Below are 15,954 nucleotides of genomic sequence, written 5' to 3'. Positions count from 1 at the left end.
CCGGGGAACCGGGGGCGACACCCCGCCCCGGAAGGGGACCGCCTCCGGCCGGGACGCCCCGGCGACCGGCGCCGCGAGCGGGACCGCGCGGCCCGGCACCGCCCCGGCGGAAGCCACGCCGGGCCCGGACGGCACCCCGCCCCGCACGGCGGCCCGCAGCGCCCCGCCAGGGGCCTGGACCAACCCCGGCCCCGCGGCCCGCACCGCCCCGGCGGAGGTCACGGGCGGCCCGCTCACCGCCCCGTCAGGACCCGCCGACGCCCCGCCCCACACGTCCCCGCCGGGACCCGCGCCGCGGGACGCGCAGCCCCGTACGGCCACGGCCACGGCCACGGCCATCGCCACCGCCACCGCCGAGCCCCGTACCGCGCCGGCCCCCGGGCCCGCCCCCGAAGGGCCCCGCCGGATCGAGGGGCTGCTGCTCGGGCTCGCCGCGGGCGACGCCGCCGGGTGGCCCGCCGCCCGCCACCGGGCCAGCCGCATGCCCGAGTGGACCCGCCGCCTCACCCGCGAGCTCGACACCTTCGCCGAGCAGAACGCCACCACCACCCTCCCCGTCCCCATCGCCCTCAACCAGCCCCCGGAGCCGCTGCGCCTCGGCCCCTCCGACGACGCCGAGTGGGCCGCCTTCGCCGCCGAGTCCGTCCTCACCGCCGCCGGCGTGCTGCTCAGCGACCTCTCCCGGTCCCGCCGCATGCGCGCCGCCATCGACCTGGCCTGGAACGCCCTGGCCAGCGAGGTCGCCGCGGCGGCGGAACGCGCGCCCGAGGTCGAGTCCGCCGTCCTGCCCCTGCGCGCCCGGATCTCCGTCCGCGCCGGCCTCGGCAACCTCGCCGCCGGCCTGCGCCCGCCCGCCACCGGCCACGACAACCCGCACTACTTCGACGACGCCGCCTGCATCCGGGCCTGCGTCCTGGCCGTCGTCCATCCCGGGGACCCCGAGGCCGCCGCGGACCTCGCCGAGTTCGACGCCCGCTACACCCAGGACGGCGACGGGGTCCACGGCGCCCGCGCCATGGCCGCCGCCATCGCCACCGCCCTCGCGAGCACCGGAACCTGCACCGCCTCCGACACCGACGCCGCCGTCGACGCCGCCCTCGCGCAGCTGCCGGAGTCCACCGAGATCGGCCGCAACGCCCGGCACGCGGTGAAACTCGCCCGCGCCGAGACGGCCGCGACCGGCGGGGCCTTCGCCATCGTCCCGCTCCTGGAGCACCAGATCGTCGACCACGTCTACAGCTACGGGATCGCCGCCGCGGAAACCGTCCCCGTGGCCCTCGCCCTCGCCACCGCCGCCCGCGGCCGGGTCGGCGAGGCGGTCCCGGCCGCCGCCTGCCTGTCGCGCGTCGCGGACTCCGCCCCCGCCCTCGCCGGCGCGCTGACCGGCGCCCTCGGCGGCGGCGACTCGCTCCCCGCCGCCTGGCGCGAAGCGTGCCGCACCCTCTCCGGCTGCGCCCTCCCCCGCCTGGCGGGCACCGACCTCGTCGAACTGGCCGCACTGCTCACCCGTACGGAACTCACCTCACCCAAGCCCCAAGGAAAGCCCCGGACATGACGACCCTGACCCCCTTCCCCCAGAGCACCTCGACCCCCACCTCCCCCTCCCTGGACGACCGGATCACCGGCGCCCTCGTCGGCGCGGCCGTCGGCGACGCGCTGGGCGGCCCGGTGGAGGGCTGGACCCCGGAACAGATCGTGGAGCGGCACGGCGGCCGGGTGCGCGGCATCGTCGGCCCGTGGCACGAGGACTGGCGCACCGCCCGCCCGATCGCGCCGTACCACAAGGGCGACGGCCACGTCACCGACGACACCCTGATGACGCACGCGCTGGTACGGGTCTACGAGGCCGTACGGGACCACCTGGACGCGTACGCGATCGCCGAGCACCTGGTGCCGGACCTGATGACGGTCCCCCGCTGGATCCCGGAACTGGAGGCGGACGCCCTCCCCCTCCAGCGGATCTTCCTCGCCGAGAAGTGGATCGTGACCCGGCTGCACTACGCCCACGCGGACCCGCGGGAGGCGGGCAACGGCAACATCGTCAACTGCGGCGCGGCGATGTACATGGCGCCGGTCGGGCTCGTCAACGCGGGCAATCCGGCCGGGGCGTACGCGGAGGCGCTGGACGTCACGGGCGCGCACCAGTCCTCGTACGGGCGGGAGGCGGCGGGCGTGTTCGCGGCGGCGGTGGCGGCGGCCTGCGTGCCGGGTGCGACGGCGGCCTCGGTGGTCGAAACGGCCCTTTCCCTGGCCAAGGACGGCACCCGCGCGGCCATCGCGGCGGTGTGCGAAGTCGCCGCCCGCCACCGGGACTTCGAGTCGGCGCTGGCCCCCCTGCGGGCGGCGGTCGCCCCGTACGACTCGGTCGGCCCGGACTACCGCGCCCCCTCCCTGGGCGCACGGCGCCCCTCGCGCCTGCACTCCATCGAGGAACTCCCGGTGGCGCTCGGCATGCTGCTCGTCGCCGACGGCTGCTACGAGACCTCCGTGCTCGGCGCGGTCAACTACGGCCGGGACTGCGACTCCATCGCGACCATGGCCGGTGCGATCGCGGGCGCCCTGTCGGGCGGGGCCGCGGTCCCGCCCGCCTGGGCGGACCGGGTCGCGGAGGCCAGCCGCCTGGACCTGCGCGCCCCGGCGTCGGCTCTGGCCTCGGTGACCCGGGAGATCTTCACCCGCGACCACTCCCGCCGCCGCACCCACGAGGCCGCCTTCGCCACCCTGACGGCCCCCCGATGACCCCCACTTGGCCGGCGCCGCCCCCCTCCCCCGCCCGGGCCACACCGACGGCCCCGCCAACGCCCACCTCCCCGCCCCCGCCCCCGCCCGGGGACCCGAGCACCCACGCACCCCGGCCGCCTTCCCCAACCCAGGCCACACTCGCGGCCCCGCCAACACCCACCTCCCCACCCCCGCACGGGGACCCGAGCACCCACGCACCCCGGCCGCCTTCCCCAACCCAGGCCACACCCGCGGCCCCGCCAACACCCACCTCCCCGCCCTCGGGCCCGGCCCCGGGCCTGGGCCACCACGGAGCCACGGGAGCAGGGACGCCCGGCTCGGCCCCGCCTGCGCCCGCCTCCGACCCGGGCCGGGCCGGGGGCGGGGCCGGGGGCGGGAATTCCCCCACCCCGCCCCTTCCCGAAACCAGGGGCGAGCCCCTGGACCCCGTGCCCCCGGGTCCGCCCGCCCCTAACGGCGTACCGGCCCCCACCCCCGGACCGGACCGGCCCGCCCCGAACGACCGGACGAGCCCCACCCCCGGACCGGGTCGGCCCGCCCCGAACGGTGAAACGGCCCCCACCCCCGGACCCGGACGGCCCGCCCCGAACGACGAGACGGGCCCCGTCCCCGGACCCGGACGGTCCCCCCAGAGCGGCGGAACGGCCCCGCCACCCGGATCCGGGCCCGGCGGGCCCGTCCGGCTCACCTGGGTGCAGCCCGAGGATCTGGTCGGCCACGAGTTCCGGCAGGCCGCCGAGGACGGCCGCGGAGAGGCTGCGGAGCCGCTGCTGCGCGTCTGGCTGGCGGCGGGCGGCCACCTCGCGCCGGCCCGGGCGGGCGCCTCCCCCACCCCGGCCCCGCCGGAACTCCGAGCCCTGGCCACCGACCTCCTGACGGCCCTGGCGGCCCTCCCCTCACCCCCCGAACCAGGTGGAGACGGCTCCGGTGACCCGGGGTCCAGGGGCCTGCCCCTGGTTTCGGGAAGGGGCGGGGCGGGGGAACCCTCCCTCACCCCGCCCCACCGCCCAGAACCCGAGGCCGAGGCCGAGGCCGGGGCCGGGGCCGGGGCCGCGCCCAGAGCCGGAGCCGAGGCCGTGCCACAGACCGGGGCCGCACCCAAGTCCGTACCTGAGGCCGGACCCGCGCCTGAGGCCGGGGCCGGGACCGGACCCGCGCCTGAGGCCAGGACCGGCACCGCGCCTGAGACGGAGTCCGTGCCCAAGGCAGAGTCCATGCCCGGGGCCGGGTCCCGGACCGTGCCCCAGGCCGAGAGCGGACCCAGGGCCGAGGCCGGACCCAGGGCCGAGGCCGGACCCAGCGCCGAGGCCGGACCCAGCGCCGAGGCCGGACCCAGCGCCGAGGCCGGACCCAGCGCCGAGGCCGGACCCAGCGCCGAGGCCGGACCCAGGGCCGAGGCCGGACCCAGGGCCGAGGCCGGACCCAGGGCCGAGAGCGGCCCCAGCGCCGAGAGCGGCCCCAGCGCCGAGGCCGGACCCAAGGCCACGCCTGCCCCCGGGCCCGGCCCCGAGGCCACACCCGAGGCCCGACCCGAGGCCCGACCCGGGTCCCGACCCGGGTCCCGACCCGGCGCCGGCTTCGCAGGGGCCCGGCCGGGACCGGCCGCCCAGGACACCGCCCTGCGGCGGCGGCTGGAGGCCGCATGGCTCGGCCGCGCCGTCGGCTGCGTCCTCGGCAAGCCCGTGGAGAAGCTCCCCCTGCACGGGATCCGCACCCTGGCCCGGGCCGCCGGAAACTGGCCCCTGGCCGACTGGTTCACCGAACGCGGCGTACCACCGGAGGTACTCGCCGCCCACCCCTGGAACCGCCGCTCCGCACCCACCTCCCTCGCCGAGAACATCGACGGCACCCCCGAGGACGACGACCTCAACTACCCCCTCCTCGGGCTGCTCCTCCTCCAGCGCCACGGCAAGGGCTTCACCACCGCCGACGTCGGCCGGCTGTGGCTCGACGAGCTCCCGGCCGGCCGTACGTTCACGGCCGAGCGGGTCGCGTACCGCAATCTCCTCCAGGGGCTGGAGCCCCCGGCGACCGCCACCCACCACAACCCCTTCCGCGAATGGATCGGCGCCCTGATCCGCGCCGACGTCCACGGCTGGACCAACCCGGGCGCCCCGGCCGCCGCCGCGGCCCAGGCGTACCGGGACGCCGCCCTCACCCACACCGGCAACGGCGTCCACGCCGCCACGTTCGTGGCCGCCGCCACCGCCACCGCGGCCACCGGCCGGGCCGACGTGCACACCGCGCTCCGGGCCGGCCTGGCCGTCGTACCGCCCCGCTCCCGCCTCGCCGAGGCCGTCCGCTTCGGGATCCGGACGGCCTGCGACGCGCACGCCACCGCCGCCGACTTCGATACCGTCGTGGACCTGCTCCACGCCCGCTACGGCCACTACCACTGGGTCCACGCCGTTCCCAACACCGCCGTGATCGCCGCCGCCCTCACCCACGCCGACGGGGACTTCACCCACTCCGTCTGCCGCGCCGTCTCCGGCGGCTGGGACACCGACTCCAACGGCGCCACCGCGGGCGCCCTCGCCGGACTGATCGCCGGCTCCCCCGACGCCATCCCGCACCGCTGGACCGCCCCGCTGAAGAACCGCCTCGCCACCACCGTCCCCGGCTTCGACGGCATCGGCTTCGACACCCTCGCCCACCTCACCGCACAGGAGGCAGCCCGCTCATGACGGCCATCGCCGTGCTCGGCAGTACCAACATGGACCTCGTCGCCTACGTCTCCAAGGCCCCCCGCCTCGGGGAGACCGTCACCGGCCGCGAGTTCCGCACCGTTCCCGGCGGCAAGGGCGCCAACCAGGCCGTCGCCGCGGCCCGCTGCGGCGCGGAGGTGGTGATGATCGGTGCGGTCGGGGCCGACGAGTTCGGCGTACGGCTGCGCTCCGCGCTCGCCGGCGCAGGGGTGGAGACGGCGGCCCTGCGCACCGTCGAGGGCGCCAGCGGCACCGCGCACATCACCGTGGACGACGAGGGCGGCAACAGCATCATCGTCATCCCCGGCGCCAACGCCCGCGTCACCTCCCTGGAACCGGGCGACGACGCCCGCATCGGCGCCGCCGACTCCCTGCTCCTCCAGCTCGAACTGCCCCTGGAGGCCGTGCTCGCCGGCGCGCTCGCCGCCCGCGCGCACGGTGTCCGGACCATCCTCACCCCGGCCCCCGCCCAGCCGCTGCCCGCCGAACTCCTCGCCGCCACCGACCTGTTGGTCCCCAACGAGCACGAGGCCGCCGCGCTCACCGGGCTCACCGACGTCCGCCTGGCCGCGGCGGCCCTGCTCCAGGACGTGCCGGAGGTGGTCGTCACCCTCGGCGCGGCCGGGGTGCTGTACGCCGCCCGCGGCAGCGAGCCGCGGACCGTGCCCGCGCCGCGCGTACGGGCCGTGGACACCACCGCCGCCGGGGACACCTTCGTCGGCGCGCTCGCCGTGGCCCTGGGCGAGGGCCGGCCGATGCCCGAGGCCCTGAGCTGGGCCTCGGCAGCCGCCGCCCTGTCCGTACAGCGCCCCGGCGCCCAGGACTCGATGCCGACCCGCTCCCAGACCGACACCTTCGCCCGCTCCGGAGCCGCCTCGTGACCCCCACCGGCCAGCACACCACCGCGACGGGGGCCGGGCCCGGGACCGACCCCGAAACCGAACCCGAAACCGGCACCGGCGCCCCCTCCCTCCCGCCCCTGCGCGGGCTCCGCGTCCTCGATCTCGCCACCCTCTTCGCCGGTCCCCTCGCCGCCACCCTCCTCGGCGACTTCGGCGCCGAGGTCGTCAAGGTCGAGCACCCGACCCGCCCCGACCCCTCCCGCGGCCACGGTCCCGCCAAGGACGGCATCGGCCTCTGGTGGAAGCTGCTCGGCCGCAACAAGCGGACGATGACCCTCGATCTGTCCAGGCCCGGCGGCCGGGACACCCTGCTGCGCCTGGTCGCCACCGCCGACGTGGTGATCGAGAACTTCCGCCCCGGAACCCTGGAGCGCTGGGGTCTGGGCTGGCCCGAGCTGTCCGCCGCGAACCCGCGGCTGATCCTGACCCGCGTGACGGCCTTCGGCCAGGAGGGCCCGTACGCCCACCGTCCCGGCTTCGGCACCCTCGCGGAGGCGATGAGCGGCTTCGCGGCGATCACCGGGGAGCCGGAGGGGCCGCCGACCCTGCCGCCGTTCGGGCTCGCGGACTCGATCGCGGCGCTGACCACCGCGTACGCCGTGATGGCGGCGCTCGCCGGGCGGGACCGCACCGGACACGGGCAGGTGGTGGACCTGGCGATCATCGAACCGATCCTGACCGTTCTGGGCCCGCACCCGCTCTGGTACGACCAGCTCGGCTACGTCCAGCCGCGCACCGGAAACCGCTCCACCAACAACGCGCCCCGCAACACGTACCGCAGTCTGGACGGCCGCTGGCTGGCGGTCTCCACCTCCGCCCAGTCCATCGCCGAGCGCGTGATGCGGCTCGTGGGCCGGCCGGAGCTGATCTCCGAGCCGTGGTTCGCGTCGGGTTCCGGCCGGGCCGCTCACGCGGACGTGCTCGACGAGGCGGTCGGCGGCTGGATCGCCCGCCACAAGGCGGACGAGGTGACGGCCGCCTTCGAGGAGGCCCAGGCCGCGGTCGCGCTGGTCTACGACGTACGGGACGTCATGGCCGATCCGCAGTACGCGGCCCTGGACACCATCACCGAGGTCGAGGATCCGGAGCTGGGCCCGATCCGCATGCAGAACGTCCTGTTCCGGCTCTCGCAGACCCCGGGCTCGATCCGCTGGGCGGGCCGCCCGCACGGCGCGGACACCGATGCCGTCCTCGCCGAGATCGGCCTCTCCCCCGCCGAGGTCAGCGCCCTCCGCACGGAGGGGGCGCTGTGATCCTGACCTGGCTCTACGTACCCGGCGACCGCCCCGAGGTGGTGTCGAAGGCCCTGCACGCGGGGGCCGACGCCGTCATCGTGGACCTGGAGGACGCGGTGTCGGCCTCCCGCAAGGAGTACGCCCGCGCCGCCACCGCCGAACGGCTCGGCGACCGGCATCCGGTACCGGTCCACGTCCGCGTCAACGCCCTGGACTCCCCCTGGGGCGGCGCCGACCTCAGCGCGCTGGGCGGGCTCCCGGGACTCGCCGGACTGCGGCTGCCGAAGATCTCCTCGCCGGAGCAGATCGTCGCCACCGCCGACCGCACCCCCGGGGTGGCCCTGTACGCCCTGCTGGAATCGGCGATCGGCGTGGAACGGGCCTACGAGATCGCCCGCGCGCACCCCGCCCTGCGCGGCCTGTCCCTGGGCGAGGCGGACCTGCGGGCCGACCTGGGCGTCACCGCGGAGTCGGGCCTGGACTGGCCGCGCTCCCGGGTGGTGGTCGCGGCCCGCGCGGCCGGGCTGGCGCCGCCGGCCCAGTCGGTGTTCCCCGACATCCGGAACCTGGAGGCACTGGCGGCCTCCTGCGCCCGGGGCCGCGCCCTCGGCTTCCTGGGCCGCGCGGCGATCCACCCGCGCCAGCTCCCGGTGATCGAGCGGGCCTACCTGCCCGGCCCGGCGGAGGTCAGCGCCGCCGAGGAGATCGTGGCCGCGGCCCGCCGCACCCCGGGCGCGGTGGCCCTCCCCGACGGCCGCTTCGTCGACCCGGCGATGCTGGCGGGCGCGGAACGGGTCGTGGCCCTGTCCCGCCGCGACGCACCGGTGCTGTCCTGACGGTGGCCGCCCGCCCCGGGCACGGGGCCCGCCGGCCCGCCGGCGGCGCGGCCCCGCGCCACCCGGCGCACGCGAAACGGGAGGGGCGCCGCGCGGTGTGCGCGACGCCCCTCCCGTTCGACCGTTGCTCCGGTCAGAGCTTCTTGGCCCCGGGGGCCTCGGCCTTGCCGTCGGCTCCGCCCTCGGCGGCGACTTCGTCCCCGGCCTCGGCGGCGACCTCACCCGCGGGCTTGTCCCCGTCCTTGGCGCCGGTCTCGTCCTCGGTCTTGTCCTTGGCCTCGGCGTCGGACTTGGCCTCGGACTTGGCCTCGTCGCCCTCGGCTGCTCCGTCCCCGGCCGGGGTGTCCCCGTCCTTGGCGCCGGCCACGGCGCCGGCGTCAGCGTCCGGTTCGACGACCTCCTCGCGGCCCGGCCGCAGCTTCGCCGACAGCACCAGGTAGACCACGGCGAGCACGAACACGACGATCGAGGTCCAGACGTTGAGCCGCAGGCCGAGGATGTGGTGGGCCTCGTCGACCCGCATGTACTCGATCCAGCCGCGCCCCACGCAGTACGCGGCGACGTACAGCGCGAACGCCCGCCCGTGTCCGAGCTTGAAGCGGCGGTCGGCCCAGATCACCAGCAGGGCGACACCGACGCACCACAGGGACTCGTAGAGGAAGGTCGGGTGGTAGGTCCCGGCGACCCGGTTCGGGCCGTCGGTGATCTCCACCGCCCACGGCAGATCGGTGGCGCGGCCGTACAGCTCCTGGTTGAACCAGTTGCCCCAGCGTCCGCAGGCCTGGGCCAGCGCGATGCCGGGAGCCAGGGCGTCGGCCCAGGCCGGCAGCGGGATGCCCCGCCGGCGACAGCCGATCCAGGCACCGACCGCGCCCAGCGCGATGGCGCCCCAGATGCCGAGGCCGCCCTCCCAGATCTTGAAGGCGTCGACCCAGTCACGGCCCTCGCCGAAGTAGAGCTGGTAGTCGGTGATCACGTGGTAGAGGCGACCGCCGACCAGGCCGAACGGCACCGCCCACACGGCAATGTCCGCGACCGTGCCCGGCTTACCGCCGCGCGCGATCCAGCGCTTGTTGCCGAGCCAGACGGCGACGAAGACGCCGATGATGATGCAGAACGCGTAGCCGCGCAGCGGGATCGGCCCGAGATGGAGCACGCCCGTCGACGGACTGGGAATGAAGGCAAGGTTCATGGCAAGAGCCGACGCTACCTTGCCGGACGGTGGGGACCGCAACCCGCCCGGCAAGCTGCTCCCGAATCGAGACGGCCCTCAGTGGTCCATGGGCATCCCGGCGTGGTCCGGGGAGGCGTCGGCGGAGCCCGAACCGGCCGTGGCCGACCGTCCCGCCGAGCGTGCCGAAGAGGCCTGGGCCGAGGGCGCGGCCGAGCGGCCGGAGGAGGCCTTCGCCGAGCCGGAAGCGGAAGCGGACGCGGACGGCGCCCCGGACCCGGTTCCGGACTTGGACTTGGCCGGGGAGCCGGATGCCGACGGGGACGGGGAGCCCTTGACTCCGCCCGGGCCGCCCTTGCCGGCCGCCTCCACCTTCTCCTTCAGCTTCTGCGGGGTCAGCGGGTTGGCCTGGTCCCCGAAGATGTCCTTGCCGTCGAGCAGCACGGTCGGGGTCCCGCGGAACTTGCCCGTGCGGAAGGCGTCCTGCGACTTGTTCACCCAGCTGTCGTGCGTCCCGTCCTCGACGCACGTGCGGAACTCGGCGGTGTCCAGTCCGTCGACCTTCCCGGCGAGCTCCAGCAGCTTGGCGTTCTTGCCGTAGGCGTCGTTGGTCTCCTCGGGCTGGTTGTCGAAGAGCACGTCGTGGTACGGGGCGAACTTCCCGGAGTCCTGTGCGCAGGCGGCCGCGTTGGCGCTCTTGAGCGAGCCGGTGCCGCCCATGTTCCCGTCGATCAGGGTGACGAGGTGGTACTCGACCTTGAGGAGGCCCTTGGCCTCCAGCTCGTGGATGGTGTCCCGGTAATTGGTCTCGAAGGCCTTGCAGGCCGGGCAGCGGAAGTCCTCCCACACGGTCAGCGTGGAGGGGGCCTCGCCCTTGCCGGTCTGGATGGCGAGCGCGTCCTTGCCCGTGGCTCCGGACGGGGCGACCAGCGGGCCGCCCTTGGCGGAGGAGCCGCCCTTGCCGGCGTTCGCCGCGATCAGGCCGACGACGGCCGCCAGCCCGAGTACGCCGACCACCGCCGCCGACACGACGAGGGTCCGCCGGCGCTTGTCCCTCGCCTTCTGCTTCTCGCGCTCCACCTGGAGTCGCTCGCGGGCCGATCGTTTCGTCGCATCGCGGTTCGCACCGTCGTTCATGTCGCTCACGTTCGGCCAAACGAAGCAGGGAGGCACTCTCGTGCCTCCCTGCCCCTACTTCCACCCGATCGGGCTACAGAACCCGCTCAGGGGTCCGGCTGCCCGATCGAACGCGCACCCCGTCAGCTCCGGCGTACGCCCTCGGCGAGCTCGCCCGCCAGCGCCTTGACGGCGGCCAGCCCGGCGGGCAGGTCCGGCGCGTCGAGCAGCAGCTTCACGAAGGCGGAGCCGACGATCACGCCGTCGGCGAAGCCTGCGACCTCCTTGGCCTGGGCGGCGTTGGAGACGCCCAGTCCCACGCAGACCGGCAGGTCGCTGGTGGCGCGGGTACGGCGCACCAGGTCGGCGGCCTGGTTGCCGACGGACTCGCGGGTGCCGGTGACACCCATGAGGGACGCGGCGTAGACGAAGCCGGAGCCGGCCGCCGTGATGGTGGCGAGGCGCTCGTCCTTGCTGCTGGGAGCCACGACGAAGACGGTCGCGAGACCGTGCTTGGCCGCGTGCTCGCGCCACAGCGCGGACTCCTGGACCGGCAGGTCGGGCAGGATGCAGCCCGCGCCGCCCGCCTCGGCGAGCTCGGCGGTGAACCGCTCGACGCCGTAGCGGTCGATGGGGTTCCAGTACGTCATGACCAGGATCGGGGCCCCGGTCGCCTCGTACGCCTCGCGGACCGTCCGCAGCGTGTCGGCGATCTTGACACCGCCGCGCAGGGCGATGTCGTCGGCCGTCTGGATGATCGCGCCGTCCAGGACCGGGTCGCTGTGCGGGAGGCCGATCTCGACCACGTCCGCGCCGCCGGCGATGACGGCCTTGACGGCCTCGATGGCGCCGTCGACGGTCGGGAAGCCGGCCGGGAGGTAGGCGACGAGGGCCGCGCGGTCCTCGGACTTCGCCTTCGCGAGGGTCGCCGACAGGAGTTCGATGGTGCCGCTCACTTGGTCTCCCCCTCGGTGCTGCCGGTGGTCTCTGCGTCGTACAGGTCGAAGTAGCGGGCGGCGGTGTCCATGTCCTTGTCGCCGCGGCCGGAGAGGTTGACGACGAGCAGGCCGTCCTTGCCCAGTTCCTTGCCGAGGTCCAGGGCGCCCGCGAGGGCGTGTGCGGACTCGATGGCCGGGATGATGCCCTCGGTGCGCGAGAGCAGCCGCAGGGCCTGCATCGCCTGGTCGTCGGTGACCGCGCGGTACTCGGCGCGGCCCGCGTCCTTGAGGTAGGAGTGCTCGGGGCCGATGCCCGGGTAGTCCAGACCGGCCGAGATGGAGTACGGCTCGGTGATCTGGCCCTCCTCGTCCTGCAGGACGTAGGAGCGCGATCCGTGCAGGATGCCGGGCTCGCCCGCGGTCAGGGTGGCCGCGTGCTCGCCGGTTTCCACACCGTGTCCGGCGGGCTCGAAGCCGACCAGGCGGACGCCGGCGTCCGGGATGAAGGCGTGGAAGAGGCCGATGGCGTTGGAGCCGCCGCCCACACACGCCGCGACGGCGTCGGGGAGGCGTCCGGCGCGCTCCAGGATCTGGCGGCGGGCCTCGACGCCGATGACCCGGTGGAAGTCGCGGACCATGGCGGGGAAGGGGTGGGGGCCGGCGACCGTACCGAAGAGGTAGTGGGTGCGGTCCACGTTGGCGACCCAGTCGCGGAACGCCTCGTTGATGGCGTCCTTGAGCGTCCGGGAGCCGGACTTCACCGCGATGACCTCGGCGCCCAGCATGCGCATCCGGGCCACGTTCAGGGCCTGGCGCTGGGTGTCGATCTCACCCATGTAGATGGTGCACTCGAGGCCGAACAGGGCGCAGGCGGTGGCGGTGGCCACGCCGTGCTGGCCGGCGCCGGTCTCGGCGATGACGCGGGTCTTGCCCATGCGCTTAGTGAGCAGCGCCTGGCCCAGCACGTTGTTGATCTTGTGCGAGCCGGTGTGGTTCAGGTCCTCGCGCTTGAGGAAGATCCGCGCGCCGCCTGCGTGCTCGGCGAACCGGGGCACCTCGGTGAGGGAGCTGGGGCGGCCGGTGTAGTTGACCATCAGGTCGTCGAGCTCGGCCGCGAAGGCCGGGTCGCCCTTGGCCTTCTCGTACTCGACGGCGACCTCGTCCACGGCGGCGACGAGCGCCTCCGGGATGAACTTGCCGCCGAAGTCGCCGAAGTAGCCCTCGGCGTTGGGGATGTGACCCTCGGGGTCCGGGATGAAGAAACTGCTGGCGCTGGACATGCCCAGGTACTCCTACGGATGCGACGCGGATGTCTTCACCGTATTGCGCCGTCCGCCCCGGGCGCGCACACCCCGCTGGGGCATGGGCGTACGAGGGTGCGGAGCGGCCCGCCCCGGAGCCGGCGGCTCGGGGGACGGACCGTAAGAGGACGCCGACGGACACGGGTGTACGACGTACACCGTCCGGCGGGCCTCGTTACGACGCGACTCCGGGTCGCCATCGCATGCCGTTGACCTGACCGGGCTCGGAGCCGATCACGTACCGGACCCGCCGCCCCCGCACGCGCCGGGCCGGGGCGCGGCAGCCGCGAGGGCGGCAGCCGCGCGCCAGGGGCGCGTGCGCCGTCGGCACACCGGCCAGGCCGGAGCCCGGTCGGGTGCGGACGGAGGGGCGGTTTCGGGCCATCGGTGCGGGTCAGCTCCGCCCGTGGCGCAGGGCGGGGTGGGCGCCGGCGGCGACGAGGTCGGCCACGGCCGACTTCGGGTCGCGGCCGGTCACCAGGGACTCCCCGACGAGGACGGCGTCGGCGCCCTCGTTCGCATAGGCGATCAGGTCGTGCGGCCCGCGGATGCCGGACTCGGCAACCTTGACGATGTGGGCCGGGATCTCTCCGACGACGCGCTCGAAGGTGGAGCGGTCGACCTTGAGGTCCTTGAGGTTGCGGGCGTTGACGCCGATGATCTTGGCGCCGGCGGCGACCGCGCGCTCCACTTCCTCCTCGTCGTGGACCTCGACGAGCGGGGTGAGACCGATGGACTCGGCCCGCTCGATGAGGGAGACGAGGGCCTCCTGCTCCAGGGCCGCGACGATCAGCAGCACGAGGTCGGCGCCGTAGGCGCGGGCCTCCCACAGCTGGTACGCCGTGACGATGAAGTCCTTGCGCAGGATCGGGATGTCCACGCGGGCGCGGACGGCCTCCAGGTCGGCCAGCGAGCCACCGAAACGACGCTGCTCGGTGAGGACGGAGATGACCGCCGCACCGCCCGCTTCGTAGTCGGCGGCGAGCCCGGCCGGATCGGCGATGGCGGCCAGCGCACCCTTGGAGGGGCTGGAGCGCTTGACCTCGCAGATCACCTTGACGCTGTCGCCGCGCAGGGCAGCGACGCCGTCCTTGGCCTGGGGCGCCTTGGCGGCACGCTCCTTGAGCTCGTCGAGGCTGACGCGCGCCTGCCGTTCGGCAAGGTCTTCGCGGACCCCTTCGATGATCTCGTCGAGCACACTCACGCGAGCGGCCCCCTTCCGGGTCGATGACGGTCGGCCGCCTTGCAGACACGTACAACTGCAAGGTCAGCAGTTCAAATGGTATCCGCAGGACGCCTTGCCCTCCGCACGCGGTTGACGGCGTCCCATTAAATGGACATTCGGAATCTTTACTTCAGCTACACCTCAGGGCGCCAGGAAAGAGCCCATGGGCAGGTTCCGGACAACCGAGAAGACCAAGGCCACAGCGCCGATCCCCCACCAGTACACCGGCCGTACGACGAGCCTCGGGGCCGGTACCCCCCGGTAGGCGCGAACCAGCCACAGGACCATGAAGCCGGCGAAGAAGAAGTACCCGGCGACCGCCAGGGCATTTGCCCCGATAGCTGTCACGAGATCGCCATGGGCGAACGCGTGCGCGCTCCGCAGCCCTCCGCAGCCGGGGCACAGGACCCCGGTCAGCCGGAACAGCGGGCAGGCCGGATAGTGCCCTGGTTCGTTCGGATCCACGGTCCCCACGTACGCGAGGGCCGCGGCGGCCGCGCCCAGCGTGAGCGCCGGACGCACCAGCCGGCCGGCCCGGGAGACGGGCGCGGGAGGCGGTGCGAGATCGGTCGTTCCGGAGGAGGCGTCCACCCGCTGATTCTCTCCGCTCATGACAAAAGGCGCAGCCCGACAGGGCCGCGCCTTTCGAAAACCACGTGCCGGCTACCGCCTGGTCAGACCTTGGCGGCGACGCGGTTCGCGGCGATGACCTCGGCGAGGTCCTGGTGCGCGGCCTTCGGTGCGCCCATGCCCGCGGCCTTCATCGCCGCGCCCACGACACCGCCGATGGCGACGACGACGAGGCCCGCGTAGAAGCCCAGCGGGTTCGCCAGCACCATGAAGGCACCGGAGATGCAGAAACCGATGACTGCGATGGTGACACCGGTCCAGGCGGCCGGGGTGTGTCCGTGGCTAGTGCCCGCCATGAGTTGCTCCTCGTACTCGGGTGTGCTCTGTCGCACGCCGCACGTGCTGTGTCGAACGGCGCTCTGCCGAACGCTCGCTGGTCATTGTCCCGTACCAGGCGGCGGCCTCGTTCACGGGGTCGGCTCCGGGTCCGGGGATTCGGGGCCGGGGATTCGGGTCCCGGGTCAGGAGGCGGGGTTCAGGGGGCCGGGTCCGGGCCGGTGGGGTCCTCGCCCCGGTCCAGAGCCTTCCACAAGTCCTCCGGCCGGTCCGGGTCCACCACGGCCGCCTTGCGGGGGCGCGGGCTTCCGTCGCGCTCGTAGCGGCCGCCCATCGTGGGCCAGGTGCTCCCGAAGCGCAGAGCCAGCAGTCCGGCCAGCAGGATCAGCGCCCCGCCGGCGGCCGTCACGTAGGGCCAAGCCGTGTGGGTCAGGCCGGCCACGTGGGCCGCGGTGTCGGCCGTCGTACGGGCCGCCTGCGCGTCCAGGGCGCGCCGGCCGTCCGCGTTGGCCAGGGCGGCGGCCCCGGCGCCCAGGCCGCTCAGGGCGAGCAGCGCCGAGACCAGCAGCCGGCTCCTGCCGCGGACGGCGAAGACGGCGACCAGGGCGGCGAGCCCGACGATGGCCAGCGCGGCGGGCAGGCCGGTGACGGCCCGCCCGTCGGCGGTCACCGGCAGCGAGCCGCCGCCGATGGCGGCGACGCCCCGGGCCCAGACGCGGCCGGAGGCGAGCAGGACGACGGTGGCGCCGAGGGCGCCGAGCAGCAGGGCGACGGCCACGCTGCGGCGGCCGCCGCGGCCCGAGGGGGCCTCGGGCTCGGCGGCGGCATCGGCGTCTTCGGTTCGGGGCGGGGGTACGGCACTCACGTACCCCACTAT

The 15,954-nt window shown here is 75.2% G+C and carries 14 protein-coding genes and 1 pseudogene; 6 read left to right on the top strand and 9 right to left on the bottom strand.

All coding sequences use genetic code 11. The annotated features are described in order from the left end of the window. The first annotated feature begins 337 nt into the window (after nucleotides 1-337). The 6 genes from OG276_RS28305 to OG276_RS28280 all read left to right on the top strand — a co-directional run bounded on the left by OG276_RS28305 (nucleotide 338) and on the right by OG276_RS28280 (nucleotide 8,420). Entirely contained in the window at nucleotides 338-1,555 is a 1,218-nt protein-coding gene (locus tag OG276_RS28305) for an ADP-ribosylglycohydrolase family protein (protein WP_266913174.1), read from the top strand. Further along, nucleotides 1,552-2,739, top strand: coding sequence for an ADP-ribosylglycohydrolase family protein (locus OG276_RS28300; RefSeq protein WP_266909513.1), 1,188 nt, complete (start codon nucleotides 1,552-1,554; stop codon nucleotides 2,737-2,739). The genes OG276_RS28305 and OG276_RS28300 overlap by 4 nt, the downstream gene beginning before the upstream one ends. A 695-nt stretch (nucleotides 2,740-3,434) precedes the next feature. After that, complete coding sequence (locus OG276_RS28295; protein ID WP_266909512.1) at nucleotides 3,435-5,426, top strand: ADP-ribosylglycohydrolase family protein; 1,992 nt, start codon at nucleotides 3,435-3,437, stop codon at nucleotides 5,424-5,426. Next, a complete protein-coding gene (gene rbsK / locus OG276_RS28290; protein WP_266909511.1) occupies nucleotides 5,423-6,328 on the top strand; it encodes a ribokinase in 906 nt (301 codons plus the stop codon). The genes OG276_RS28295 and rbsK overlap by 4 nt, the downstream gene beginning before the upstream one ends. A gap of 98 nt (nucleotides 6,329-6,426) precedes the next feature. Further along, on the top strand, nucleotides 6,427-7,602 hold the full coding sequence (locus tag OG276_RS28285; protein ID WP_266913172.1) for a CaiB/BaiF CoA-transferase family protein: 1,176 nt from the start codon (nucleotides 6,427-6,429) through the stop codon (nucleotides 7,600-7,602). Next, on the top strand, nucleotides 7,599-8,420 hold the full coding sequence (locus OG276_RS28280; protein WP_266909510.1) for a CoA ester lyase: 822 nt from the start codon (nucleotides 7,599-7,601) through the stop codon (nucleotides 8,418-8,420). Before OG276_RS28285 ends, OG276_RS28280 begins: the two co-directional genes overlap by 4 nt. Before the next feature lie 133 nt (nucleotides 8,421-8,553). On the opposite strand, the gene lgt is transcribed toward OG276_RS28280, so the two are convergent. The 9 genes and pseudogenes from lgt to OG276_RS28235 all read right to left on the bottom strand — a co-directional run bounded on the left by lgt (nucleotide 8,554) and on the right by OG276_RS28235 (nucleotide 15,951). Beyond that, nucleotides 8,554-9,612 (bottom strand): prolipoprotein diacylglyceryl transferase, encoded by a 1,059-nt coding sequence (gene lgt / locus OG276_RS28275; protein ID WP_266909509.1) that lies wholly within the window; start codon nucleotides 9,610-9,612, stop codon nucleotides 8,554-8,556. 330 nt (nucleotides 9,613-9,942) lie between these two features. Next, a pseudogene (locus OG276_RS28270) lies at nucleotides 9,943-10,728 on the bottom strand (DsbA family protein); the annotation flags it as partial. Nucleotides 10,729-10,850: 122 nt separating this feature from the next. Further along, the gene (trpA, locus tag OG276_RS28265) at nucleotides 10,851-11,663 is read right to left on the bottom strand and encodes a tryptophan synthase subunit alpha (RefSeq protein WP_266909508.1); all 813 of its coding nucleotides are present in this window, start codon (nucleotides 11,661-11,663) and stop codon (nucleotides 10,851-10,853) included. Continuing rightward, nucleotides 11,660-12,925, bottom strand: coding sequence for a tryptophan synthase subunit beta (gene trpB / locus OG276_RS28260; RefSeq protein WP_266909507.1), 1,266 nt, complete (start codon nucleotides 12,923-12,925; stop codon nucleotides 11,660-11,662). Before trpB ends, trpA begins: the two co-directional genes overlap by 4 nt. Nucleotides 12,926-13,121: 196 nt before the next feature. Continuing rightward, the gene (trpM, locus tag OG276_RS28255) at nucleotides 13,122-13,331 is read right to left on the bottom strand and encodes a tryptophan biosynthesis modulator TrpM (protein ID WP_250743802.1); all 210 of its coding nucleotides are present in this window, start codon (nucleotides 13,329-13,331) and stop codon (nucleotides 13,122-13,124) included. Between the two features lie 9 nt (nucleotides 13,332-13,340). Further along, on the bottom strand, nucleotides 13,341-14,150 hold the full coding sequence (gene trpC, locus OG276_RS28250; RefSeq protein WP_243330285.1) for an indole-3-glycerol phosphate synthase TrpC: 810 nt from the start codon (nucleotides 14,148-14,150) through the stop codon (nucleotides 13,341-13,343). A 162-nt stretch (nucleotides 14,151-14,312) separates the two neighbouring features. Next, on the bottom strand, nucleotides 14,313-14,783 hold the full coding sequence (locus OG276_RS28245; RefSeq protein WP_266909506.1) for a DUF2752 domain-containing protein: 471 nt from the start codon (nucleotides 14,781-14,783) through the stop codon (nucleotides 14,313-14,315). A gap of 62 nt (nucleotides 14,784-14,845) precedes the next feature. Next, nucleotides 14,846-15,097, bottom strand: a complete 252-nt coding sequence (locus tag OG276_RS28240; protein ID WP_266909505.1) for an HGxxPAAW family protein — start codon at nucleotides 15,095-15,097, stop codon at nucleotides 14,846-14,848. Nucleotides 15,098-15,276: 179 nt separating this feature from the next. After that, nucleotides 15,277-15,951, bottom strand: coding sequence for a TIGR02234 family membrane protein (locus OG276_RS28235; RefSeq protein ID WP_266909504.1), 675 nt, complete (start codon nucleotides 15,949-15,951; stop codon nucleotides 15,277-15,279). Between the last annotated feature and the right edge of the window lie 3 nt (nucleotides 15,952-15,954).

The organism is Streptomyces sp. NBC_00086 (assembly GCF_026343255.1).
Classification (GTDB): Bacteria; Actinomycetota; Actinomycetes; order Streptomycetales; family Streptomycetaceae; genus Streptomyces.
The sequence above is the reverse complement of the archived record's forward strand: the minus strand, read 5'-3'. Positions and strand labels throughout refer to the sequence as shown.